27 protein-coding genes are annotated in these 23,343 nt (G+C 38.9%); 13 read left to right on the top strand and 14 right to left on the bottom strand.

Features of this window, described 5'->3' with window-relative positions:
- The first annotated feature begins 14 nt into the window (after nt 1-14).
- Nucleotides 15-218, top strand: coding sequence for a hypothetical protein (locus tag V6C71_19100; GenBank protein ID HEY9770570.1), 204 nt, complete (start codon nt 15-17; stop codon nt 216-218).
- 125 nt (nt 219-343) lie between these two features.
- Here the strand turns inward: V6C71_19100 and V6C71_19095 are convergent, their stop codons facing one another.
- The gene (locus tag V6C71_19095) at nt 344-1,480 is read right to left on the bottom strand and encodes an alanine--glyoxylate aminotransferase family protein (protein ID HEY9770569.1); all 1,137 of its coding nucleotides are present in this window, start codon (nt 1,478-1,480) and stop codon (nt 344-346) included.
- A 234-nt stretch (nt 1,481-1,714) separates the two neighbouring features.
- On the bottom strand, nt 1,715-3,034 hold the full coding sequence (locus tag V6C71_19090) for a hypothetical protein (GenBank protein HEY9770568.1): 1,320 nt from the start codon (nt 3,032-3,034) through the stop codon (nt 1,715-1,717).
- A 337-nt stretch (nt 3,035-3,371) separates the two neighbouring features.
- Between V6C71_19090 and V6C71_19085 the strand changes: the two genes are divergently transcribed.
- Nucleotides 3,372-4,010, top strand: coding sequence for a peroxiredoxin (locus tag V6C71_19085; protein HEY9770567.1), 639 nt, complete (start codon nt 3,372-3,374; stop codon nt 4,008-4,010).
- Nucleotides 4,011-4,222: 212 nt separating this feature from the next.
- On the opposite strand, the gene truB is transcribed toward V6C71_19085, so the two are convergent.
- Nucleotides 4,223-5,137, bottom strand: a complete 915-nt coding sequence (truB, locus tag V6C71_19080; protein HEY9770566.1) for a tRNA pseudouridine(55) synthase TruB — start codon at nt 5,135-5,137, stop codon at nt 4,223-4,225.
- 398 nt (nt 5,138-5,535) lie between these two features.
- Between truB and V6C71_19075 the strand changes: the two genes are divergently transcribed.
- Nucleotides 5,536-5,967 (top strand): ATP-binding protein, encoded by a 432-nt coding sequence (locus tag V6C71_19075; protein ID HEY9770565.1) that lies wholly within the window; start codon nt 5,536-5,538, stop codon nt 5,965-5,967.
- A 14-nt stretch (nt 5,968-5,981) separates the two neighbouring features.
- Here V6C71_19075 and V6C71_19070 read toward each other — a convergent pair whose 3' ends face one another.
- Both V6C71_19070 and V6C71_19065 read right to left on the bottom strand, forming a co-directional pair.
- Nucleotides 5,982-6,872: a hypothetical protein gene (locus V6C71_19070; protein ID HEY9770564.1), complete on the bottom strand. Its 891-nt coding sequence runs from the start codon at nt 6,870-6,872 to the stop codon at nt 5,982-5,984.
- Between the two features lie 53 nt (nt 6,873-6,925).
- Nucleotides 6,926-7,429 carry a hypothetical protein gene (locus V6C71_19065; GenBank protein ID HEY9770563.1) on the bottom strand — a complete coding sequence of 168 codons (504 nt, stop codon included), beginning with the start codon at nt 7,427-7,429 and terminating at the stop codon, nt 6,926-6,928.
- A 466-nt stretch (nt 7,430-7,895) separates the two neighbouring features.
- On the opposite strand from V6C71_19065, the gene yqeK reads away from it, so the two are divergent.
- The 4 genes from yqeK to V6C71_19045 are packed head-to-tail and all read left to right on the top strand — an operon-like array spanning nt 7,896 to nt 10,474.
- Nucleotides 7,896-8,498 carry a bis(5'-nucleosyl)-tetraphosphatase (symmetrical) YqeK gene (yqeK, locus tag V6C71_19060; protein ID HEY9770562.1) on the top strand — a complete coding sequence of 201 codons (603 nt, stop codon included), beginning with the start codon at nt 7,896-7,898 and terminating at the stop codon, nt 8,496-8,498.
- A gap of 51 nt (nt 8,499-8,549) precedes the next feature.
- Nucleotides 8,550-8,966 (top strand): ribosome silencing factor, encoded by a 417-nt coding sequence (rsfS, locus tag V6C71_19055; GenBank protein ID HEY9770561.1) that lies wholly within the window; start codon nt 8,550-8,552, stop codon nt 8,964-8,966.
- A gap of 13 nt (nt 8,967-8,979) precedes the next feature.
- Nucleotides 8,980-9,483: a CGLD27 family protein gene (locus V6C71_19050; protein HEY9770560.1), complete on the top strand. Its 504-nt coding sequence runs from the start codon at nt 8,980-8,982 to the stop codon at nt 9,481-9,483.
- 37 nt (nt 9,484-9,520) lie between these two features.
- Nucleotides 9,521-10,474: an asparaginase gene (locus V6C71_19045; GenBank protein ID HEY9770559.1), complete on the top strand. Its 954-nt coding sequence runs from the start codon at nt 9,521-9,523 to the stop codon at nt 10,472-10,474.
- A gap of 203 nt (nt 10,475-10,677) precedes the next feature.
- Here the strand turns inward: V6C71_19045 and V6C71_19040 are convergent, their stop codons facing one another.
- A complete protein-coding gene (locus V6C71_19040; GenBank protein HEY9770558.1) occupies nt 10,678-10,941 on the bottom strand; it encodes a hypothetical protein in 264 nt (87 codons plus the stop codon).
- A 154-nt stretch (nt 10,942-11,095) separates the two neighbouring features.
- Here V6C71_19040 and V6C71_19035 point away from each other — a divergent pair, with 154 nt between their 5' ends.
- From V6C71_19035 to ttcA, 3 genes are all read left to right on the top strand, one after another.
- Nucleotides 11,096-11,665, top strand: coding sequence for an alpha/beta hydrolase (locus V6C71_19035; protein ID HEY9770557.1), 570 nt, complete (start codon nt 11,096-11,098; stop codon nt 11,663-11,665).
- A gap of 123 nt (nt 11,666-11,788) precedes the next feature.
- Nucleotides 11,789-12,244, top strand: a complete 456-nt coding sequence (locus V6C71_19030) for a hypothetical protein (GenBank protein ID HEY9770556.1) — start codon at nt 11,789-11,791, stop codon at nt 12,242-12,244.
- Nucleotides 12,245-12,373: 129 nt separating this feature from the next.
- Nucleotides 12,374-13,180, top strand: coding sequence for a tRNA 2-thiocytidine(32) synthetase TtcA (ttcA, locus tag V6C71_19025; protein ID HEY9770555.1), 807 nt, complete (start codon nt 12,374-12,376; stop codon nt 13,178-13,180).
- Between the two features lie 97 nt (nt 13,181-13,277).
- Here the strand turns inward: ttcA and V6C71_19020 are convergent, their stop codons facing one another.
- The gene (locus V6C71_19020) at nt 13,278-14,954 is read right to left on the bottom strand and encodes an EAL domain-containing protein (protein ID HEY9770554.1); all 1,677 of its coding nucleotides are present in this window, start codon (nt 14,952-14,954) and stop codon (nt 13,278-13,280) included.
- Between the two features lie 619 nt (nt 14,955-15,573).
- Nucleotides 15,574-16,239, bottom strand: a complete 666-nt coding sequence (locus V6C71_19015) for an HAD family phosphatase (GenBank protein ID HEY9770553.1) — start codon at nt 16,237-16,239, stop codon at nt 15,574-15,576.
- A gap of 186 nt (nt 16,240-16,425) precedes the next feature.
- Between V6C71_19015 and V6C71_19010 the strand changes: the two genes are divergently transcribed.
- A complete protein-coding gene (locus V6C71_19010) occupies nt 16,426-16,770 on the top strand; it encodes a hypothetical protein (GenBank protein ID HEY9770552.1) in 345 nt (114 codons plus the stop codon).
- Between the two features lie 60 nt (nt 16,771-16,830).
- Entirely contained in the window at nt 16,831-18,081 is a 1,251-nt protein-coding gene (gene cbiE / locus V6C71_19005) for a precorrin-6y C5,15-methyltransferase (decarboxylating) subunit CbiE (GenBank protein HEY9770551.1), read from the top strand.
- 98 nt (nt 18,082-18,179) lie between these two features.
- Here cbiE and V6C71_19000 read toward each other — a convergent pair whose 3' ends face one another.
- The 5 genes from V6C71_19000 to V6C71_18980 form a co-directional block, all read right to left on the bottom strand.
- Nucleotides 18,180-18,908, bottom strand: a complete 729-nt coding sequence (locus V6C71_19000) for a ComF family protein (protein HEY9770550.1) — start codon at nt 18,906-18,908, stop codon at nt 18,180-18,182.
- A gap of 30 nt (nt 18,909-18,938) precedes the next feature.
- Nucleotides 18,939-19,544, bottom strand: coding sequence for a HEAT repeat domain-containing protein (locus V6C71_18995; GenBank protein ID HEY9770549.1), 606 nt, complete (start codon nt 19,542-19,544; stop codon nt 18,939-18,941).
- A gap of 312 nt (nt 19,545-19,856) precedes the next feature.
- Nucleotides 19,857-20,351, bottom strand: coding sequence for a bleomycin hydrolase (locus V6C71_18990; GenBank protein ID HEY9770548.1), 495 nt, complete (start codon nt 20,349-20,351; stop codon nt 19,857-19,859).
- A gap of 95 nt (nt 20,352-20,446) precedes the next feature.
- Nucleotides 20,447-21,001, bottom strand: a complete 555-nt coding sequence (locus tag V6C71_18985) for a bleomycin hydrolase (GenBank protein HEY9770547.1) — start codon at nt 20,999-21,001, stop codon at nt 20,447-20,449.
- Between the two features lie 279 nt (nt 21,002-21,280).
- A complete protein-coding gene (locus V6C71_18980; GenBank protein HEY9770546.1) occupies nt 21,281-22,261 on the bottom strand; it encodes a FecR family protein in 981 nt (326 codons plus the stop codon).
- A gap of 262 nt (nt 22,262-22,523) precedes the next feature.
- On the opposite strand from V6C71_18980, the gene V6C71_18975 reads away from it, so the two are divergent.
- The gene (locus V6C71_18975; GenBank protein ID HEY9770545.1) at nt 22,524-22,907 is read left to right on the top strand and encodes a hypothetical protein; all 384 of its coding nucleotides are present in this window, start codon (nt 22,524-22,526) and stop codon (nt 22,905-22,907) included.
- A gap of 52 nt (nt 22,908-22,959) precedes the next feature.
- Here the strand turns inward: V6C71_18975 and V6C71_18970 are convergent, their stop codons facing one another.
- Nucleotides 22,960-23,334, bottom strand: a complete 375-nt coding sequence (locus V6C71_18970) for a 4a-hydroxytetrahydrobiopterin dehydratase (GenBank protein ID HEY9770544.1) — start codon at nt 23,332-23,334, stop codon at nt 22,960-22,962.
- Nucleotides 23,335-23,343 lie beyond the last annotated feature (9 nt).

Below are 23,343 nucleotides of genomic sequence, written 5' to 3'. Positions count from 1 at the left end.
AAGGAGATTAAATAATGATTTTTGAAATTGCCAAGTTTGCCATGGATGTTACAGGTTTAAGCACTCAACAAAAAGTTGCTGAGTGGGCAAGACTTAATCGAACTAATCCATTCGATATGGGAGCGAAAAATTATCAACGTTGTTTATGGGATTTGAAAATGGGAGGTAAATATCATGAACTTGAATATGAAGCAGATGGAAGTTTAAAATATCAGTAAATCAGTCAAATTGACAGCCTGCAATTAACAATCTAATGTGTAACTAAATTTGGCTCGTTATCTATAACTTAAGCAAAAAAAGTCCCCCAAAATTGGGGGATATCGGCAGCTAATTTCCAGAATATTTAGACCAATGCAGCGGCAGCTTTAACTCCCGACTTAGGTTCAAAATCATGACCCAGTTCAATTAAAGTAGCTTCTAGGCAAGCAATAGTCATAAGGAGATCGCGATCGCTAACAAAGCCTAGATGACCGATGCGGAAAATCTTACCTTTGAGATGATCTTGTCCTCCCGCCAGAGCAATATCATACTTCTGGCGCATCGTCGATCTAATTGCTTCAGCATTATCACTTGTAATGGCCGTTACTGCAGTACTAGCCGCATTATCTGGCGCCAGCAATCCTAACCCCATGGCTTTAGCAGCAGCACGGGCAGCCATAGTCAAACGTGCATGACGAGCAAAGATATTTTCTAAACCTTCTCGTTGCATCATTTGCAAAGCAGTTTGTAGCCCAAACATCAAGTTAATCGGAGGAGTAAAGGGAGTGCTATCTTTGGCGTTGGCTTTTTTGTATTTACCCAAGTCCATATAAAAACGAGGAAACTTACTGGTTTCATAAGCCTGCCAGGCTTTGTCACTGACGGAAATAAAGCCTAAGCCTGGAGGAATCATATAACCTTTTTGTGAACCAGATGCCACCACATCTAATCCCCAGTCATCAATAGGTAGATTGTATGCACCCAGGCTAGTTACGGCATCGACAATAATTAAAGCTTCGCCATGGGCTTTGACGTGCTTATTAATAGTTTCTAAATCGTTGAGTACCCCCGCAGAAGTTTCTGAATGAGTAATTACAACTGCTTTAATTTCTTTGTTGCTATCGGCTTCCAACTTAGTGCGAATCTCTTCAGTATCTAAAGGTGTTCCCCAATCTGAAGTAATACGTTCGGTTTGCAGACCAAAAACTTCGCAGATCTGCGCCCAGCGATCGCCAAATTTACCGTTGACACCGACTAAAACGCGATCGCCAGGACTAAGGAAGTTAATCATTCCCGCTTCCATTGCTCCTGTGCCGGATACGTTAAGAGATAATACTTCGTTTTTAGTTTGGTGTAGCCACTTTAAATTTTGATTAATCTCGGCAATAACCTTGCTAAAATCACCGCTACGGTGTCCGATGGGTTGTTTGCCCAAAGAAATCAATACCTTCTCTGGGACTGGAGTGGGCCCAGGAATCATTAACATATGCTTGTCTTCCATGAAGTCTTCCTTATTATTCAGCTAGTCGAGTCGTTCATTTTATCTTATGGCAATAGGGCATTTACATTTCTTAAAAAAATTAGGAGAAGTTTACTTTACTTAGTAAACCTGAGTTCGGGATAAGCAAAAAAGGGGGTGCTTACGCCAACCCATTGCTTTAAAAAATACCTTGTAGTGTATAAGTTTTATAAAGCATTTGAAAAGTGCAATCTGGCGCACCTTATTAGTCACGATTTAAGAAAGATTAACTGCTTCGGGGCGGTAATAACGTTGATAAAAGTCAGGATCGAGTTGATGAGCTTGATAGGCTAATAAAGTGCGAAATGCGCCAGTAGTGGCAGGGAAACGGTAACGATTGTAAATATACTCGCAGCAGGCGATTGTGGCTGCGATCGCCTGCTGCGAATATTGGGGAATCGCTGCTTGTATTGCGCGACCGTCTTGCCAACCAGTTACTTCTCCTCCATCGCGAAACGTCCCCTGTTTAGCATTGTATTTATGGTCGATAAAAGCGAGTACTGCTTCTTCCATATTCCGATAATATGGCGGGGCATAATTCTTGAGCAGCACCTCACCATCTTTTTCTAGTCCTACAGCATTGGGAACAAGGGTATCCTTGCCCATCCATTGAGCGATTGTTCTGGTTAAGAGTTTCATCCCATTCAGCTTGGTAAAGGGAATTTTGTTCATGCGAAAGCCTAGTGACTCAAACCAGATGTAGGGGTGGGCAGCGAAGTGAGGATAGCCACCTAAACCTAGCATTGAGGTCATCAAGCCTAAATTTTGGTGAATAGAACCCTGTTCCCAAGCAATAAATTCTGCTAGCAAAGTTTCTGCTGCACTTATATACATAAAAGATTCCTTAGTCAGGTCATCTTCGAGATGTCCTCCTTTGGATTTGCCAAACTTTTCCACCCCCGCAGGTCGATAACCGTTACGCTCGTCTACCATGAAAAAGCCTACATCTTCACCAAACATTGCCAGCATGATATTAATATATAAGCCAGACAATTCGTTAACTGCCAAGAAATAGGTAGTACCAGGTACGTTGGCAGCCCAGGTATTAAATGGCATCAAATAGGGAAGTCGCCGAGGAAGATCGATTCGGCGATCGGCAATTTTTACGCGGCTGCGCTCGTACAGTTCGACAAACTGCTGTTTTTGGGACATATCGATCAAACTAGGGATGTCGGTACGAGGATAGTCTTGGGGACGTTTGAGCATCCACGTGCCTTCATCGTTGGTCACGAAAACAACAACTCCATGAATTGCATCCGCACTGGCAACGGTACGACCGATAAAGTTAACCATAATATTGCCACCGCTGCCCATCAAACTTTTAGCTGCGGTCGTGTAGGGTAACTCAGCCAGAGCATAACCCGTCACCCCCGAAGCAGCAAAGCCTAAAAGTGCTTCTTGTGATAAACTCAGTGACTGCGGTTGATATTGACTTTGATAATCTAAAGCACCACCCAGCTTCATTCCTTTGCCAAAGCGTCGCGATCGCCGTCGAAGCATCGCCTCAATTAACGAATAATCTTCTTTGCTTGCCATAATTATTATCTTTTCAGAGGCACGAGCACTTTAACCCAGTCAGCCCTTACATTATCATCGTTCTTTCCCAAGTCTCGCAAAAAAGCATTTTACAACTGCTGGAGAAAGCGATCTCCACTACTATCCTTTATGACTCAAGATGTATCTAATTCGCCAAACCACAATGTAATATGAAGTCAAGGCACTTTCATGTCAAAGTTTTATCTCGAAAACGTTCAATTGTATTGTATAAATAATTAAAATTCTTATCAAGAAGGATTAAGAGCAGGATATATACCTGGCATTTCATGGGAAAATATAAAACTGCTTTTGTAGAATGAATATTGAGGTTTAAACAATGGCTCAACTTAGATTAGGCGACACAGTGCCTGATTTTACCCAGGCTTCCAGCATGGGGGAAATTTCCTTTTATGATTGGGCTGGAGATAGCTGGGTAGTACTCTTCTCTCACCCTGCTGACTATACTCCTGTCTGCACTACTGAATTAGGCGAGGTTGCCAAACTCCGATCAGAATTTGATAAACGTAACGTCAAAACAATTGCTTTAAGCGTTGATGACGCAGATTCTCACAACGGTTGGATTGGCGATATTGACGAGACTCAAGGGACAAAAGTTGATTATCCCATCTTGGCGGATGCAGATAAAAAAGTTTCTGACCTTTATGATATGATTCATCCCAATGCCAATGCAAAGGTTACTGTACGTTCTGTATTCATTATCGACCCCAACAAAAAATTACGCTTGACTTTAACTTATCCTCCAAGTACAGGTCGTAATTTCCCCGAAATACTTAGAGTAATTGATTCTTTACAGTTAACTGATAACTATCAGGTTGCAACTCCCGCAAATTGGCAAGACGGTGAACATGTAGTAGTTTCTCCAGCTATTTCTACTGAAGACGCTAAACAGAAATTCCCCAAAGGCGTTGAAGAAATCAAGCCATACTTACGGATGACTCCTCAACCTGACAAATAAGACGAAGCCAATAACAGTTAATTAATAAAATTACCAATCCAGGGTAGGCGCAACCTGCCCTTTTTCAGACAAATTGATTGAGATGATTATTGGTTAATTTAATAATTTAATACTAATTGCGATCAGTCGCTGCTGAAAAAACCTATTTTCATCTACATCGCAATACATTAATCATTGGTAGCTATTTTCAAGAATTACGTTCTTCTCTAGTCTCATTGAGTGCAAACTATCTTAGGTTTAATTTTAAGTGTGACATTGCGCTCAATCAAAAGACTAATACCTAAAAAAGTTCCCGTTGCAGCATAAGTAGCTACATAATTATTTTGGTTTAAGGCTGATACTGAACTATTGATTTGAGCTTGGCTTAAGTCTATCAATTGACCCTGACACCATCGCTGACAATCATCATGTACAAGAATAACAGAATCAAGATAATTCAGTATTACACTAGGCTCGATCAAGTTGAAGGTTTGTAGTTGTAACTGGGTTTCTATCTGTTCAAAAGTAACACTGTCCTTTAGCTGCATTCCACAACTTTCAGTCCGAATGAGATTAGCCAGAGTACCGCCTACTCCTAACTTTACTCCAAGATCGCGGGCGATCGCTCTAATATATGTTCCTGGACTACAGTAAATATCTATTTCTAATTCGTAGAAGTCTGTTTGATATATATTAAGCAGTTCAATTTTGCTAATAGTTACAGATCTTGGTTCTACCGTTATTTCTTCGCCTTTTCTAGCTAATTCATAGAGTTTTTTGCCATTTTGCTTGATGGCACTATAAATTGGTGGTACTTGCTCAATTGTGCCAACAAAACTATTAAGGCTATCAAGAATTTGGCTTTTTGAGCAATTAATTTGCGTAACACTTTTAATAATCTCTCCTTCCAAATCATCAGTAGTAGTAATGACCCCTAAACGGATTCGGGCGCGGTAAGCTTTGGGTTCGGGCAAAAATTGTAGCAATCTAGTAGCTTTACCTACTGCCACAGGCAATACCCCCGTTGCTGTGGGGTCAAGAGTCCCTCCATGTCCAACCTTCTTAATATTTAGCAGTTTTCGTAACTTGGCAATGCAATCGTGGGAAGTAAATCCGACAGGTTTATTTAAATTGATAAAACCAAACATCTAAAAATTTAATTATTGTTTTATTTCTAAACCAAGGCAATTTTAGCTGAATATGAAGCAACTCCTTAGCACAGATAAATTAAAATTGAGAGTATTAAAATCGCAGTTTTAGCATTAATTCGCTTAAATTAAGTGTTATTGTTTAAACATCATTTACAAACATGGTATTTACTGCGATTATTTAACAGTTCTTATTGTAACGAGCTGTAAAAATATATAAAATTATTTATAATAGTTATACATAATTTATTGGTATTAAGTAAGCATAACTAACAGCTAGAGTTTTGCTCGAGCCCAAATTTCATTAAGTCGAATTAAGTTTAAATTTCACATTGAAATAAAGAATCTTACTAGCCAGCATTCTTTATACTTGGCAGACTCCTAGTCATTATCGTTCAATGAAATCGAACCCAGAAACAAGACAATATCACCTACAGGTTAAAACCGAATTGGAAGCTTTGAAAGAGGTATTACAGTGGTTTGAAGGTTTAGTATTTCCTTTAGTTCCTCAAAAAATGAGATGGCAATGCGAGGTAGCACTAGTTGAAGCTTTCACTAATGCGGTTCGTCATGCTCATCACAACTTACCCAAAACTACACCGATCGATCTAGAAGTGAAGCTACTACCAAACTTTATCGAGATGCGGATTTGGGACAGAGGACAACCATTTGACATTCAGGCAAAGTTACGCAAAAGTGAGCGAGAAGCTAGTTTAATGGAAAAAGAAGGTGGCAGAGGATTACAATTTATTAAGAAGTTAACTGACGAATTACAATACCTCAACCTACCCAATCATCGCAACTGCTTAGTGATGCGCAAGAATTATTAGATATATTCTGCGGCTCAAATTTCGTCAAAGGCTCTTTCTATTAACCTCCTAGCTAAGGTTTGAGTTCCAGTATGCTCGTAATAATTGGTTGATAGATCGATAAAAGCCGCAACGTAGTCTAGCTTATTATCGGAAAATTCTAAAAAGCTTTGTAGGTTATTCATGACTTTTTCGGGAGACAAATTTTTGCTGCTAACAAAATTAGCCATCCAGCCTTTTACGGAGTCAAAACTTTCACCAATAAAATTTAGCTTACCTCTAGAGTTACCGCCAGGTATTGATTCCGATACACCTTTGAAAGTTGAGTTCGATTCCAAATCTTGAGGATTAATCCCGCTTAAAGTTGACTGTGCCTTGAGTAGAAAATCTGGACCCAGGGGAATTAAACCATCAACGCAGACTAAAGCCGTCATCCGCATTAAAGATTCGCCACTGTAGTCGCTCAATGCGCCAACAAATTCACCGATACTGTCGCCTGGAATACCGTTGATTTGGCAAAAAGCTACTAGTTCTACAACCAATTTAATCGCTAAATCGAGTGCCTGAGCTTTATTGGGATTTGGCGTAACTTTGCTCAGTAATCCTCCCACTAAAGGAATTTTATTACCGACCTTGTTGGCTAATGCTGCTGAACCTAATGCTATATCTGCACGGTCTACGGTTTGATAAAGCCACATAGCACGACGATATCCCTGAGACTTATCGTTATATAACCATACTGCACGATCGCCAATTTGCTGAATTAGATCTTCATCGGTTTCACCTGTTACCTGGCGAATTGTATCGACAAAGCCAACTGTGTTTTCCCATTCACCAGGAATAATAGAGTCGAAAGATTTCAGCATCATGGTGGTGATATTGTTTTTTGGTAAATTATCTACCAATTCAAATATGGATTCGCTCACTGCTTGCTCCTTTAATTTATATGGATCGATTTTCGACGAGAATTTAGCTTGATTTAGTTCAACTTAGATAATCCTCTAAGATCGAATTTACCGAGCCACTTTTCGCGATCGCTTTGGCTGAAAGACGTATCTTTAGAACGGATTTTGACCTGATAGCGATCGTTAATTAAAACTGCTGTACCTGTACTACCCTGACTTACGGCGGGGTAGCCATTTATTTGCTTAGTGCTGCTTTGAAACTTCTCAACTGTACTAGGATTATTTAGCACATCAGAAATCGCTAAAATAGCAATCTCCTTGCCATCTCGCTTCAATTTTGCCTGAGCAAAACCCTGCTTTTCTTGAGAATAAATCCGCTCGTATCCTTCCCCACTATCAGGGAAATAACGATTAAAAGTACCTCCTGATTGAGAATCATTTACAACTGCGGTTGCACCTTTACTAGTGCTTTCCTGTTGCGCTCCATCAAATTGGGAAGGAGCTTGCTGTGTACAGGAGGACAATAACAAGCAGCTAGCTAGAAAGAATGCGGTCAAGAATTTACGTAAACTAATCATGTTTAGCTTGTTTGTCTTAAATTATCTAGTTTTATTCTCTAACTTGGTGATTGATATTTTAATTGAATTTATTAAATCTTTAACAAGGGTAGATCACAGATTGCTCCATCATTTTATGTCAAAGTAATCTGTGACCGCTGGTTAAATTAATTTACCTAACTTTAATTATGGATAATTAATTTGCAGTAATTATCCGTGAAGTTTAAGTATTTTTCAATTTAGTTGTATTGATTAACTTAGTTGATTGATCAAAAGAATTCAAAGCCAGTAAAATATTGATTTAATAATAAATCAATTACTTTATTTATACTAAACGAAGTATTTTGATGACTCTTAAGATAGGATAATTGTCTGTAACTTTATGCTGAGTAATTAAGAAAAACTTGTGAAAAGTTTGATGATTACATTAAAATAAATAGGTTAATCAAAAATAATGAAAGCTGTTAAAGTTAATATTTAATTTTCCATGCGCGATCGCATTATATCTTGGCTGAAAAAAAATGTTTCTAATCATCGTTTGCAGCATATCTTAGGAGTAGAAGAAACCTGCATTACCTTAGCTCGTTACCATCAGTTAAACGAAGCGCAGGCAGCTCAAGCAGGCTTAATGCACGATTTGGCAAAGTTTTTTCCACCGCAAAAATTACTGAAAATAGCCACCGAAGCTAAAATTCCTATAGACGAAGTGTGCTTAGAGAATCCGCACCTACTTCATGCCGAGGTTGGAGCAGTTGTTGCCCAACGAAAATTTAAAGTTAAGGATCCGCAAATATTGGCTGCTATTGGCAATCATACTTTGGGCGCGCCACGAATGAGCAAATTAAGCTGCGTGGTGTTTGTTGCCGACGTATTAGAACCAAATCGGGGAGAAAATGCAGAATTGGCAGCTATGCGGATAGTAGCAACAAACAATCTTTACAAATGTGTACAGCAGACGAGTGATTATTCATTAAAATATTTATTAAGCAAACAAAAAATTATTCATCCCCGTACCGTCTTAACCAGAAATTGGGCTTCAGCAAAAGCCAGAGCGAATTCGGTAGAGTTGCCCATTGATTCTAGTAGCTAACCAAATCGATTGCCACTCAACTATACAAAACAAATTTTTACTTATATTTGAATGAGAAAATCATCAGAACCAGCAACTGCCACTCAAAATCAAACCTCTCAAACTAAATCGACAATTAGTAGTGAAGAATTAGCTTGGCAAATAGCCACGGCTGCTGAAGAGAAAAAAGCCCAGGATATTGTCTTACTGAAAGTTAGTGATGTTTCCTACTTGGCTGATTACTTCGTGATAGTTACGGGATTCTCACGAACTCAGCTGAATGCGATCGCTGAGTCAATTGAAGAACGGGTAGAAGAGAAGTTCAATCTACACCCCATGAGAGTTTCAGGCAAAAGAGAAGGGAATTGGATCGTTCAAGATTATGCCGATGTAATCGTGCATATTTTTCTTCCTGAAGAGAGAGAATACTATAATCTAGAAGCTTTTTGGGGACACGCCGAGCGCCTTGAATTTTCTCAATCTAGTTAAGATCGTTCTTGATATGAATAAATCTACCGTCAATTTTTGTCCCGTTCCCAGAGAACAACAGCCGATCTATGAATACGAACAACTAAAAGAATCTTGGTTGTTTGACTGGGGAATATTAGCTATAAATCAGTATACCAAGAAAATAATTTGGGTAAGTTTTTGGAGTCTGGTTTTTGTCGTTCCACTATCAATGTCTATCTTCACACCTGCCAAAGAACCTCTGGAATTGTTCCTGTCGTGTCTAATTGGGGTTTCTTTGCTGACTGGACTATTTTTGTCAAGAATTTATTTAGGCTGGCAATACGTTAAAGATCGTCTTCAAAGTGATCGCATATTTTACGAAGAGTCTGGCTGGTATGATGGGCAAACTTGGCTTAAACCAACAGCAATGTTGGATCGCGATCGTTTGGTCGTAAGTTACGAAGTTGAGCCAATTTTAGGCAGACTACACAAAACCTATGGAGCGATCGCTGGAATAATTGGGTTCAGCAGCTTAATCTGGTTGGTTTTTGCTTAGGTTTTCTATTACTACTTTTTATTAAATTTGATCTTGCATGACTAGAGGAAAAAGAACACATACACCGTCGCTAGAAGTACATCTTTTAAGAGAAGGCATATTAGAATCCTCTCATCAGGTAGAGGCGACAGTTTGTGACAGAAAAGGACGTGCCTTATTAATGGCGGGAAATTGTCAAACCTCAGTTTTTATTCGCTCGGCTTTAAAGCCTTTTCAGGCACTGGCGGTAACTACGACGGGTACACTACAGCGATATGGTTTGAGCGATCGTGATTTAGCGATCATCTGTAGTTCTCATCAGGGAACAATAGAACAGGCTAGACAAGCATTTAATATTTTGTGGCGTGCCGATGTCGATCCTCTTGCTCTGCAATGTCCTATTCCTGAGGGAAAAACTAATCGGCTAGAGTATAATTGCTCTGGTAAACACGCGGGAGTTTTAGCTGTTTGTCAAAACCTTGATTGGCCACTACATAACTATTTAAAGCCAGCTCATCCTGTTCAGCAGCTAATTCTCAGCAAAATATCAGAACTATTAGAAATGCCTGGAGATGAACTAATTGGCGCACAAGATGACTGCGGGATGCCTACTTATTCAATGCAGCTACAGCAAATGGCACATCTGTATGCTAAGTTGGCAGCAGGGACTAACCTCGATTTAGAACGTATTACCCGTGCTATGACCTATCATCCCAGGATGATTGCTGGAGATGGTGCGTTTGATACCGAATTGATGCGCCTAAGCGAAGGAGAGCTAGTTAGTAAATCTGGGGCAGAAGGCGTTCAGTGTATCGGTCGCGTTGGTCAGGGAATGGGACTGGCGATAAAGGTTAAAGATGGAGCAAAACGAGCTAAGTACGCTACCGCTATACATTTATTAAAGCAGATGGGTTGGATTAGTCCTGCTATTGCCGAGGTGTTATCAGATAGTTTTATTCAATTAACCAGCTTTAAACGCTTAGAAGCGGTTGGGGAATTGTCAATTTTATAATGCGACTGAGACTATTTTGGGCGCATTTATAACAATGTTGAAATTTTCAACCCAAGCATGGATTTATTGAGCCTGTAGCTGTGACAGCAGTCTATAAATCCACTTGCTCGCCCATCTATAACTGTAAAATTCAACCTAGACAGTCAATATAGTGAATTTTCTTTGGTTCCCACCAGCAAAGCTGTGATTAAAGTTGGCGATGACTAACTAGCTAGTCTTTTCTCAGGAATCAGCGATTTTTTTCCTGTTGATAATTCAACTGTCTTATTCGGGCGTGAATTGCTTTGTTCTAAAACTTCTACCTGTAAGCTGACTTTGCTCAAATATGAACCTGCTTGGTGGTTTACCGCTTCGGCGACTACTGTACTTAGATCGGGTCTTTCTCCCGTAAGAGGATTTCTTAAGACACAACGATCCCAGTCTGATTTGGCCTGAGGATCTAGGTCAAGAATATAGTGCTTGTTCATGAATAACTCTTTGATTCAACTAGTACTAGTATACTTTAAGTTGAATAATTAATCAATAAATATTAGTCGCTCAACGATTAACCAGCGCATAATTGGAGTAGAAGGTTCGTATTCTAATATATAAATAAAACTTTATATTGAGGGGAATAATACAATGCGAGAAATCCAAATAGGTAAGTGGTTTCGAGAAAATGGAATTGCTATGTTGATCGCAAGTATGGCTATTTTCCTCAGTCCTAATCAAGCCGTTGCTTCAGAAGAGATTATCTTTACCTATGGTGGAGCAACACAATCGGTTTCCCTCGAAGAGCTACAAAATTTCGCTGAGACTGGAGAAGTATCTTCATCTTTAGACTTTCTCTTAAATTTTAGTAATCAAAATCCTTTGATGATGCGCTGGATTTTGATGCAAGAGTTTCCTGCTAATACCAGGCTGGTTTACGATTTACTTAATACCGCACCAGGAGAATATGTCTTGTCGCAAACTGGCAACGTGCTTGGCTCAAAATCTGAAAGAGCTAATGTTCAAGCTTTAAGAGGTGCTTTAATAACTTCTGCAAGTAATGACAATGTAATTTCTCTAATTGAGTTATTAGAAAACTATCCTACTCAGCAGGTATACGTTAACGGCAAGATACTGGCTAAGGCACGTCAGAATCTAAGTCAGTTTATTGAAGAGACTAATAAATATATCAAGATACCGATGAGTTTTTTAATGCAGTAATTAAATTTCTGGTAAATTATAAGTTTACTTATAATTTATGTCTCATTGGTTATAGTGCTTCAGAAAAAAGAGCCATAAGATAAAAACAGGAATATCTTTAAATCTAAATTTTAAATATTTTAAATGCTGACCTATTCAGAAGAATCACTTAAAGTTAAACCTATCTCTGCTGAGGAAATAAAAAAGCAAGAGCGAATGCGTGATGTCACCTTACTGTTACAGCAACTAGTAGAACGAGAAGAAGTAACCTTAAAGTTAATTGTCGATTGTTTGATTGATGTTGGCTCAATTAACTATGCCAATCATAAACTGCACAATCCTCCTCTCAACAAAATTATGAAGATGTTGGTGGGTTATATTAAACCCGTCGCTCGTATGGCTGCTATTTTTTGGGTAAAAAGAAATCTTCCCAATCTTCTTACAGCCTGGCTGGAGGGGAAAGTATCTTTTGAACCTATACCCATCAACAAAGATGAAGCCTTGACAGGAGATTTTGAAACTGTACCTAATAGTCAAAATAAAGCTCCAGCTCCGAATGAGCGAGCAAGCACTCTCCCCAATCTCAAAGACTTGGATTAATTAATCTGCTGATAAATAAAAGTAGGTTTTGAGCGGCTATTTCTGGAGTGCGATCGCAACTATACTATAATCAATCAAATTCTTCGTTGATACCAAATTAATCAATATTAAAAAATATTAAATTTAGATATGGAAGCGACTAAGACTCGTACTTCTAATAATTTCAAAAGACTCCAGGCGCGGTTACGGGGACAGGTAGGTAAAACGATCGCTGATTATAAGATGATCGAAGAAGGCGATCGCGTGATGGTATGTTTGTCTGGAGGTAAAGATTCATTTACCATGCTGGATATGCTGCTGAGTTTGCAGCGTAAAGCACCGGTAAACTTTGAGCTATTAGCCGTAAACTTAGATCAAAAACAACCAGGCTTCCCCCAGAATGTTTTACCTGAATATTTGACGGCATTAAACGTTCCCTATCGCATCGTGGAACAGGATACCTACAGCACCGTAACCAGTATAGTTCCTGAAGGAAAAACTATGTGTGGTTTATGTTCTCGTTTGCGTCGGGGTATTCTCTATCGGGTTGCAGCCGAATCAAGAATTAATAAAATTGCTTTAGGACATCACCGTGATGATATTGTGGAGACGTTATTTCTGAATATGTTCTATGGCGGAAAACTCAAAGCCATGCCACCTAAGTTATTGAGTGATGATGGAAAAAATATTGTAATTCGACCTCTGGCTTATTGTGCTGAAGCGGAAATTGAGAAATACGCTAAAGTAAAAGACTTTCCGATCATTCCCTGTAATCTATGTGGTAGCCAGGAAAACCTACAGCGAGTCCAGATTAAACAAATGCTACAAACCTGGGAAAGAGAGTCGCCAGGAAGAATCAATAGTCTGTTTCATAGTTTGCAAAACGTTTCCCCCTCTCATTTGGCAGATCCAGAATTGTTTGATTTTGCAGGATTAGATATTATTACCAATAACTAAATTTTTAATATTCGAGGAAGTAAATAAGATCTTTAATTTTTAAGGCAAAACATGGCAAGTCGATGAACAACTCTAACTCCATTTCATTAACATTTTTCTAACTATAATTAATAAAAAAATCTTTAATCATTTCAGCCGATAGAGGTTTACTAAAATAGTATCCTTGAACTTCATGACAGCCCTGGCTTTGCAGATAATTAAACTGTTCTTTAGTTTCTACTCCTTCTGCGGTAATATTTAATTCTAGACTTTGAGCTAATGCCACGATCGCTTTAGATATTGCTGCATCATCGGGGTTAGAAGCGATATTAGTTACAAACGAACGATCTATTTTTAAAGTATTAATCGGGAGTTTTTGCAGATAACTCAAAGATGAATAGCCTGTGCCAAAATCATCTAGGGCAATAGAAATGCCTCTTGTTTTTAATTCCGTCAACAGAGCGATCGCTTTTTCAAGATCTTTGACTAAAAGACTCTCAGTGATTTCTAACTCTAGAAAAGCAACATCTAAGCCTGTATCTTGCAAAGTGCGATCGATGGTTTCAATAAGATTTGCCTGTTTAAATTGACAGGTAGAAAGATTTACTGACATTCGCAGTCTTGCTATTCCCTCTTGTTGCCACCGTTTGTTTTGTAGACAGGCATTGTGTAGTATCCATTCTCCAATAGGTATAATTAAGTTGGTTTCTTCGGCGATGGGAATAAATTCGGCAGGAGAAACAAAACCTAATTCGGGATTTTGCCAGCGTAATAAAGCTTCTACTGCTACTAAACGACCAGTTGCAACTTTAATGCGGGGTTGATAGTGAATCGATAATTCTTGACGTTCGAGAGCATAACGTAAGTTTTCCTTGATTGCTAATATGCGCTTGAGTTGAGCATTAATGGCTGGAGAATAGAATTGATAAGTATTCAAATTCTGCTGTTTTGCCTGATGAATTGCCGTATCAGCATTTTGGAGTAATTGAGCAACGTTAGTGCCATCAAAAGGATAAATAGTGATGCCAATCTTCGCAGCACAATGAATTTTTCTCCCGTATAAAGAGAATGGTTCTGATAAACTCTTAAGTAGCTTGTTTGATAAAATAACTGGGCTATCAGAAAAATTGGTAATATTAGTGCGTAAAATAGCAAACTCGTCACCGCCAAAGCGCGCTAATATATCCCCTGATTCTGTGTAACTAATTATTCTTTGAGCAACTTTTTTGAGTAATAAATCGCCGACTACACGTCCTAAGGCGCTATTAATATCTTTAAGACTGTCGATATCTAAAACTATTAGAGCAAATTGTTGATTGGCTGACTCTAATATGGCTTGCTGAATATGAGTTTGAAATAGTTCGCGGTTAGGTAGTCCTGTTAAACTATCGTAGTCGGTTAAGTGCTTAATTATTTCGTCTAGTTGCTGCAAAGTTAGATTGGTATCTGCCATCAAAGTACCTACTTCATCCCGAAAATTCGTCGGTAAGTCAGTTCGTTTTCTTAGCTGGAGATATTGACGTAAAACTTTAGAGGTAAGTATTATTGGGGAAAGCAGATGATGTAAAGCATATAAAGTTGCTGCTGTACTAATCAAGGTGGCAAATAAAGTGATTGATAGCGCAAAAGCGATTTCTTTTGCAGAAGATGCCGAAGAAGCAGCAGCATAAATTATCAGCACGATTAAAGGTATATGAGTACCAATAAAAGCCACCAACATGATTTTGCCTGGATAGGTTTTAGGAAACGTTAAGCGAGAGATTAAGGTATAAAATTTCAAGCTATCGAGATTCATAAACTAAACAATAAAGATGTTTATTAACGTGTGATTCTCGCTTTTAATCTGGTTTTCTCGATCTAAATAATCTAATTTTTCTCTTGACGTGCATTTTCATTATGAAAAGCTTGACCAACGGTCAAAGTATTATCCCTGACTAACATTGACCTACTATAAAACTAAAGATCTTGAATGGCGAGATTATGTTCTATCAACACAGTACATTATTTTAATAGCTTAATTTAAGCGAATAATAGTAGCGGATATTAATTTAAAAGCAAAATAAAAGATTGTCTTGAAAAGGTTGTTAATTGACCAACGGTCAGGCAAGCCCCGTCGTTTTACGGCGGGGATCCTGACCTTCGACTCCGAAAGTGAATCGTTATTATAATACAAAAATACTATTAAGTTGAATTCAGTTAAAAAGCTTGTGTGCAAGGGGTGGCAAAGTTTAAAAGGCGACTCATCTTCAAGTTATAGCAAGTGAACTATAGATTAGGACGTTAGTTATAAAACGAGCTATTAGCTGCGCAAAGCAAGGCAATGCTGCGTCGCCCGTTCAGGGACGCAACTGTCTCACTTTTAGCTTTTGATCGACGTGTCTTAACCTTTGCTTCGAGTGCTATAAATGCTCGATCTAGTTAACTGCTTTAGTTTTACTGCTCAACAATTTCCAAAGTTGCTTGTCATTAAAATCTTTAACTGCCATACTTGCACCTGCATCGAGCAAATCTGTTACAAGATGGCTAGAAGTAATGCCAATTGTATAAATACCTGCACCAACGGCTGAACGAATACCCGCAGCAGAATCTTCAAAAGCGATCGCATCTTGGCTTTTTACTCCTAAACGACTTAAAGCCAATTGATAAGGTGCAGGATCGGGTTTTCCTGGAGGTGCATCTTTGGCCATAATCACCGTGGGAAATGTACCTGTTAAGCGTAATATCTTGAGCATATATACAGCATTATCTTCTGGTGCATTAGTCACCACAGCTTTTTTAATTGAGGCTGTTTCGATTAAGTTAACCAATCTATCCAAGCCAGGAGTAGGTAGCAAAGAATTAGCAATCCGCCGATAGGTTTCTTCTTTTTCTGTTGCCAGTTTCCAAGCTTCTTCTAAAGATAGTTGAGGAAGAATATCTTTAATAATTTTAGAGTTGGTTCTACCAGAGATTCGTTGTCGATAAAAAGCGCGATCGATGTCAAGATCGAACCGAACCAAAATATCTTGCCAAACAGCAAAATGAATTGAGTCTGTATCCGCCAATGTACCGTCCAAATCAAACAAGATCGCTTTTAACATTATTCACACCGTAATTTTAACCGTAACTAGTATTAACATTTAATATGTGACCTTACTATAAGTTGAGCAGACATATATTGGTAGTATCTTTACAAGGTTGTAGAGAAATTTCTACAGTCTCTAACTATGTTTGTTTGCTACTCTAAATAATAAGGGCAATTATTCCTCAGCGAGAGTTAAACAGTCATGAGTTTTTCAGAACGTGATTTACAAAGCAAGCTAGACGAAATGGAAGCAGACATTAATCAGAAAACTCCCTCTGATTCTCAGGATGCAACTAAATCGGGTTTTCCCCAGGTAGAAATTAATCCTTCTCCCCAAGTACAAGGTTGGATCGATACCAGCAAAGCTTGGTTCAACAGTTTGCCCAAAATAGGGAAAGCTGGGGTAGCTATTGGAGGAGTCTGGCTAGGTTTTTCAATCGTGGGTGCGGTGCTACACGTGGTTAGCAGTATACTAAGCGTTGCTGTTATTGCTTTTATTTTATACGTTGGTTATCGCTTATTTAATCACAAATCTAATTCTAATTAATAGAGTCAGATAAATACGTAATAAGTAGCAAAAAGTAAGTAGCAAAAAGTAAGAATTTTAGTGGGAATTGCCGTAGTTGGTATTGGTTTAGATGGTGAAAATGGATTAACTCCAGTCGCTAAAGAAACGGTGCAACAAGCAACTATTTTGGTAGGAAGTAAACGCCATCTTCGGTATTTTTCACATCATCCAGCAGAGAAAATATATTTAACTAATCTTCAGACAGGAATAGAGGCGATCGCGCAACTAGAGTTGACCGCTCATTCTGTAGTTATTTTAGCTAGTGGCGATCCGCTTTTTTTTGGCTTAGGCAGATTATTATTAGCCAACTTCGATGCTAAACAAATTCAATTTTTACCTCACTTTAGTTCCATACAATTAGCCTTTAGTCGTCTCAAAGTTCCTTGGCAAGATGCTCAATTAATTAGCGTTCATGGACGCAGTACCGATGGATTGATTAAGCTGATTAAACAAGGAGCAAATAAGATTGCCGTATTGACTGATAGTAATAATCATCCTGGGGCGATCGCTCGACTTTATTTAGCTTTAGATTTACCAATTAATTACAGTTTTCATATCTGCGAAAATTTAGGTGACGTAAACGAAAAAGTAAGTCATTTTTGGCCGCAGGAAGTAATTCAATTAAGCAATTTTGACCAAGAGTATTTTGCCAATTTAAACGTTTTAGTTCTATTGCGTGAGACACAGCCAGATGAATTAGAACTAGATAAGTTGCCCTTAATCGGATTAGCTGATAGTAGTTTTTTAAGCTTTAGCGATCGCCCTAGTTTAATCACTAAAAAAGAAGTGCGTTTAGCTATTTTAGGAGAATTAGCCCTACAGCCAAAGCAAACAGTATGGGATATTGGTGCGGGTACAGGTTCAGTATCTATAGAAATAGCTCGTCTATGTCCTAGTTCTCAGGTATATGCAGTAGAGAAAACTGCTATGGGCTCGACTCTAATTACTCAAAACAGTCAAAGATTTAAAGTCGACAACGTAAATAGCATCAACGGTAAAGCACCAGAAGTATTATTAGATTTGCCAAATTGCGATCGTATTTTTATTGGCGGTAGTGGAGGAAATATTGTGGATATTTTAAATGTTTCTCGCCAAAAACTAGCAAAAAGAGGAATAATAGTTATGGCTTTTGCTACTATTGAATATCAATATCAAGCTATTAATTGGTTGAGCAATAATTCTTGGCAATACCGATTATTACAGCTACAAATATCTCGTTCTACACCAATTAGCCATTTAACCCGCTTTACTCCTTTAAATCCAGTGACAATTATTACTGCTTTCAACTAGTTTATTGCTTATTCTTAATTTTGCTACTTGCTACTTGCTATTTGCTATTTGCTATTTGCTACTTTTCTCAAAGATCGTCTGGTTGTTACTGGGAATGACTAGCGTATAGATGCGATCGCTCTTGATTGCTTATCTATCCCCGCCTTAGCTGCCACAGCCACACCAAAAACCTGAGTTTGTTTTTGCAGTACTTTAATTGATTCCTTAACAGTAGTTCCCGTAGTGTAAATATCATCCACTAACAAAACAGGATTTTTGGGCAACTTATTACCAATATGAAATGCACCCTGTAAGTTTTTTGCTCTTTCCTCTAAATTTGTTATATCAAACATCGCCTTAGTTTCTTTGACACGAATCAAAGCTTGAGAATTGAGAGTGTATCGTGTTACCTGACAAAAACCTTTAGCAATTACTTCTGCTTGATTAAAACCACGCTCCTTAAGCTTTTTATGATGTAAGGGAATGGGAACAACGGTTACTTTTTGTAGAGATTTAGTTAAACTACTATCTAGCCAAGCTTGTCCTAATAGTCTACCTAATACAGTACCTATTTCTGGCTGACGATCGTATTTCATCAGAGCGATCGCTCTTTTTAATTGTCCATCATATTTACCCCAAGCAAATATGGATAGATCGCGCTGTAGGTTAAAGCGATCGCTTTTGGTTAACTGATGACTAGCTAGTTTCTTTGAGCAATACTGGCAAAGAGTATTAGCAGTTGCGCGATTACCCTCCGGGTAAGCTATGCGATGAGGCTCCGCCTCCGCTGCGCGATCGCAAAATAGACAACGAGATTCAAGAAAAACACAGAGCAATTGTTTCAGCATCCCCTTAGTTTTCCCAGAATTAGCTTTTTTTTAACTGCTATATCTCATCACCATTTCTAACCGAGATAAAGCACTAGTTGCTGATTCCTGAAGATAGGGATCGGCAGTCCGATCATTGCTTAAATTAGTTAATACCTCTACTCCTCTAGCATCGCCCATCGAGCCGAGAGCGTTTAAAATTGCTACCTGCACCGCTATATTATCAGTTGTGTTCAGAGTTTCTACCAAAAGCTCGAAGACAGGAGAACCAATTTCACCCAAGGTCATTACCGCAGGTATATTAACCACAGGATTAGGATCGTTAAGTGCTTGTTTTAATCCTTGAATTCCTGCTTCTGGCATCGGTACGTCTGGATGGTTAACTACAATTTGAGCTAATACCTTGGCACAGCTAGAGCGTACTGTAGGATTATCGCTATTGAGTAATGAATCTACCACCTGGGGGACAACCTCTGCGCCAATTACTCCCAAGGTTTTAACTGCTGCTCTTCTATAGGTTACGTCTTCCTGATTAAGAATGCTCATCAGACGAGGGATAGTATTTTCATCCCTAGCCTCAGCTATTTCCCACATCGTTTTACTACGTAAATTGGGATTGGGATGCCTGAGTTTCTCAAATAGATCGTCTATGGTCATTAGACTTGATAGTTGTTGATTGATTCTTCTGGAGCGAAAATATGCCAAATATAAAGGCTTTTATCGCTAAATATATTTTAGCGATTACTAAGTTGATGATTTAGTAATTGTCAGCAAAGATGCAAAAGAGATAACTAAGCTATGTTTATTTGTTTATTTAACCAAGTTTCGATTATTTGTAGTTATCTAAACAACGAGAGCTTTAAGACTGATACTCAAACCTACTAAAGTCACAGCAACAGACCTAAAGCTCACATTAGTCAAACAGAAATATTATCTGCTTGTTATAAATTCAAACTGCCAATCAGTCTCTTATGAGAAAGAGTTGATGATGTAGTCTATAAGAGCATTATACTCAACTAAAGCTTGAGAAGACATATCGCGAGGAGCGCAACCACGGTTACGTGCAAAAGTCAAAGCTTCTACGTAAGGAGCAGTAGGTAAGTTCAAAGAACGATATACTTCACGTTGTCCAGCAATACCCCATTCGTCCAAAGGACCAGTACCACCAACAACTAGACAGTAGTTAACTAGACGCATATAGTGCTTGATATCACGAAGACACTTGCTTTTGAAGGTATCATTAGAATTTGCTTCACCTTCATCGTTGAGGTAAGAATACTTTTTGATGCAAGCATCGTAAGCTTCTTGAGCAACGTTATCAATGTTGCTAGCTAGTTTTTCAGCAGCTTCCATACGAGCCGAAGCACGTTGAAGACTACCCTGTACTGACTCTAGGTCAGAAGTAGAGGGAAAGCGTCCCGCTGCATCAGCAGAAGTAACGACTGTAGTTACAACAGATTTCATTTTTTAATATCTCCTGAATTGCTTGTAATCGAAATTATGGTGTATTGTCAATGCCTGAAGTAATTTATCAGCATTAATACTAAGCCAAAAGATGCCTAGCTAAGAGCAGAAATTACTCGATCAAAGTAGCTAGCAGCTTCAGAAGTGATTGCAGAACAATCTCCATCTTTCATTTCCATTTTGCGGAATCTCTTGCCACCATATTCTTCGCTATTGGTGTTGTTGATATGAGCTAAAGAAGAAGCTTTCATAATTCCAACAGCACGACCAGTAGACTGAAGAGGTACACCAAGAGCAGTGTAAGTTTCTTTCAAACCATTCAAGCAACGATCTTCTAGTACAGAAGCATCACCAGAGAGAATAGCGTAAGTGATGTAGCGAAGAACGATTTCACCATCGCGTAAACAAGCAGCCATGCGACGATTAGGATAGCAATTACCACCAGCTTGAATCAAGCCTTGGTTTTCACAAATCATCCCAGCAACAGCGTCAGATACGATGCAGCTAGAGTTACTAGCAACTGTATTAACAGCGTCTAAACGTTTGTTTCCTTCAGAGATAAAGTTTTTTAGAGATTGTAGTTCGTTTCCGCCGATGCAAGCAGTTTTGCTATCTGCACTTACTACAGCTCTGGAAAAAGCGTCAAGCATTGAGCTCTCCTTAATTGTGACAACAAATTTAGTTTTAATTATTTTGACAGGTGCGTAAGAAAGTACCCGTCGATACTGAAGATAAAAGATTAACCCTACACTAGTCTCCTTTATTAAAAACAAAGTAATAATCTGTAATGTTTAAGTAAATCTCGTTACACTTTTTTGCTTGTGTTTAATTTTGAATTGGGTAAATACCATAGTAGAAATCAGGAACACAGAATCTTGGCGGAGAAAGTGAACTAAAGTGATTTATCTTCATCTTTCTTAACCTTCACGTTATCGATCATCTTTTTCCAATCCGGGAAGAGTTTGAGTTTTTCGGCAATATTCACCTAACCAAGTTATCCCGTCTAGCGAGCGCAAGGGAATTACGGCTAAATCTGTTTCCAAGGTTTCTAAATTGAGTTTTGCTTCTGTAGCATTAATGCCCAAAAGTTGTAATAAAGGAGCTATATTTTCAGGGGTTATATTAAATTTACAAAAGCCTTGCAGCCAGGCCAACTGGTTTTGTAAAGGAGCGATTGCTTCAGCCTGTACGGCTCTGATGGTAGTCTGCACCTCGGTCGATTCTTGTGCGAGCATAGCCTCCATTGCTTCTGGTTTCATCCCCAACCCTGCCGCTAGTTCGACGGTTTCATAAAACATAGGCAGCACAAAATGCTCGACTAAACCTACGACTCCCTGAACAATTGAAACAAATTGACCAGCCTGCAATTCAAGAGTGACTGCGCCATCTGCACTAGATACTTTGACTAAACCCGCGGGGCTATTAGTAAGTACGCCAATTAGAGATGCACTACGCTCAGAATTATGTTGCACAAACAAAGCTGTTCCCTGAGAAACCACTTTGGCTTCAGGAGTATTGATTGTACTTTGTCCTTGATCGGGACGAATCATAATCAAGGCAGCACCGCTGGTTAATTCAAAACTACGTTTTCCTGGAGGGAAGCGAAAAGTAGTTCCTGCACCTGTTCTCACTAACGTACCTTCATCAAACAAAATATCGGCGCGAGAATTTGCCCCAGTACGGACAGAATTTTTGGGGACTATGACATCACCAAGCTCAGCCTTATTCCAGTCCAAAGCCGCTCCATAATTTATGTCTACTTGATTACGTATTTTATAAATTTCGGCTTGTTTAACTGCGGTACTAGCAAAAACCGAATTAGATAAGAAACAGGCGATACATAAACCTAAAGCTAGCTTTTTGAACAAGCTGTAATAGTATCGTTTGTTGCGTGCGAGAAACTGCTGCATAAAAAATAGAAGCAGACGTATTAAAACAGTAGGGTAATTTTAGCTCGGTCTTAAACTGCCTACAACCATCCTACAATAAATTGGCTTGGCTTTCAGTAGCAAGATCGGAGTAATTATTAACGTCTTTTACCCGATCGACAAACCATAAATTTTTCTAATAGGTCGAAGTATTAACGAGTCAAGCATTAGGTTCTAAAAAGTCTACCGCTTGTAATTGTTAGATAACCAACTGAATTGTTTTCCAAGTGGAGTTATACAAATTATGTTTAAGCAATATATTTCCTTGATGATTGCGCCAGTAATAGTCGGCTTGTATGTGGGATTGGCTAATGCCCAGGAAGTTGAAGTCAAAGCTGGCAATATGCAGGTATCAGTCGAAAATGGCAATGTCGAAGTTAGTTCTGATTCTCATGCCACCAAAACCCGATCTTTATTGGATCGCTTAAGTCATCTGAGGTTGTTTGGCGATCGCCAAGCGGGACGCGAAGCTACTCCTTTAGGGTATCCTACGGGGCATCGCTCGAATTCAGCTACTTATCAAAAATGCGATCGCGCCATCTCTGGCTATTCGACTACTCGGAGTAATAGTTCGGGTACGGCAGTATCTCAAAGCAGAAGTTCTTCTACAACGATGACCTGTAATTAAAAGTAAGGGTAAGGCAGTTTAGAAGTCAGGCATTGCCTGACTTCTACTCTTGCTATTGGGCTATATTCGAGATGGTTTGAGCCAGAGCAAAATCTTTTTGGGTTAGCCCTCCTGCATCATGAGAGGTTAGAGAGACAGTAACTTGATTATAGGAAATAGTTAGATCTGGATGGTGTCCTGCTGCTTCGGCTGGTTCGACTAATTGATCGACAAAAGCGATCGCTTCGACAAAATTTTTAAATTTGAAGGTGCGGGTGATGGTTTGGTCTTCCTGTTGCCATTGAGGTACAGTTTGAATCTTTTGGTCGATTTCGGTCTGAGTTAACGGCATAGCATTAGCGTTGAGCGGTTGAGATAAGGACATCCAGACGAGCGCGATCGCCAAAAATATTGTTTTAGGCAATGGCTGTTTCAAAATTGACAACATCTTGACAAA

The sequence above is a fragment of the Coleofasciculaceae cyanobacterium genome (genome assembly GCA_036703275.1).
Classification (GTDB): Bacteria; Cyanobacteriota; Cyanobacteriia; order Cyanobacteriales; family Xenococcaceae; genus Waterburya.
This window is presented reverse-complemented; position numbering and strand designations above follow the sequence as displayed.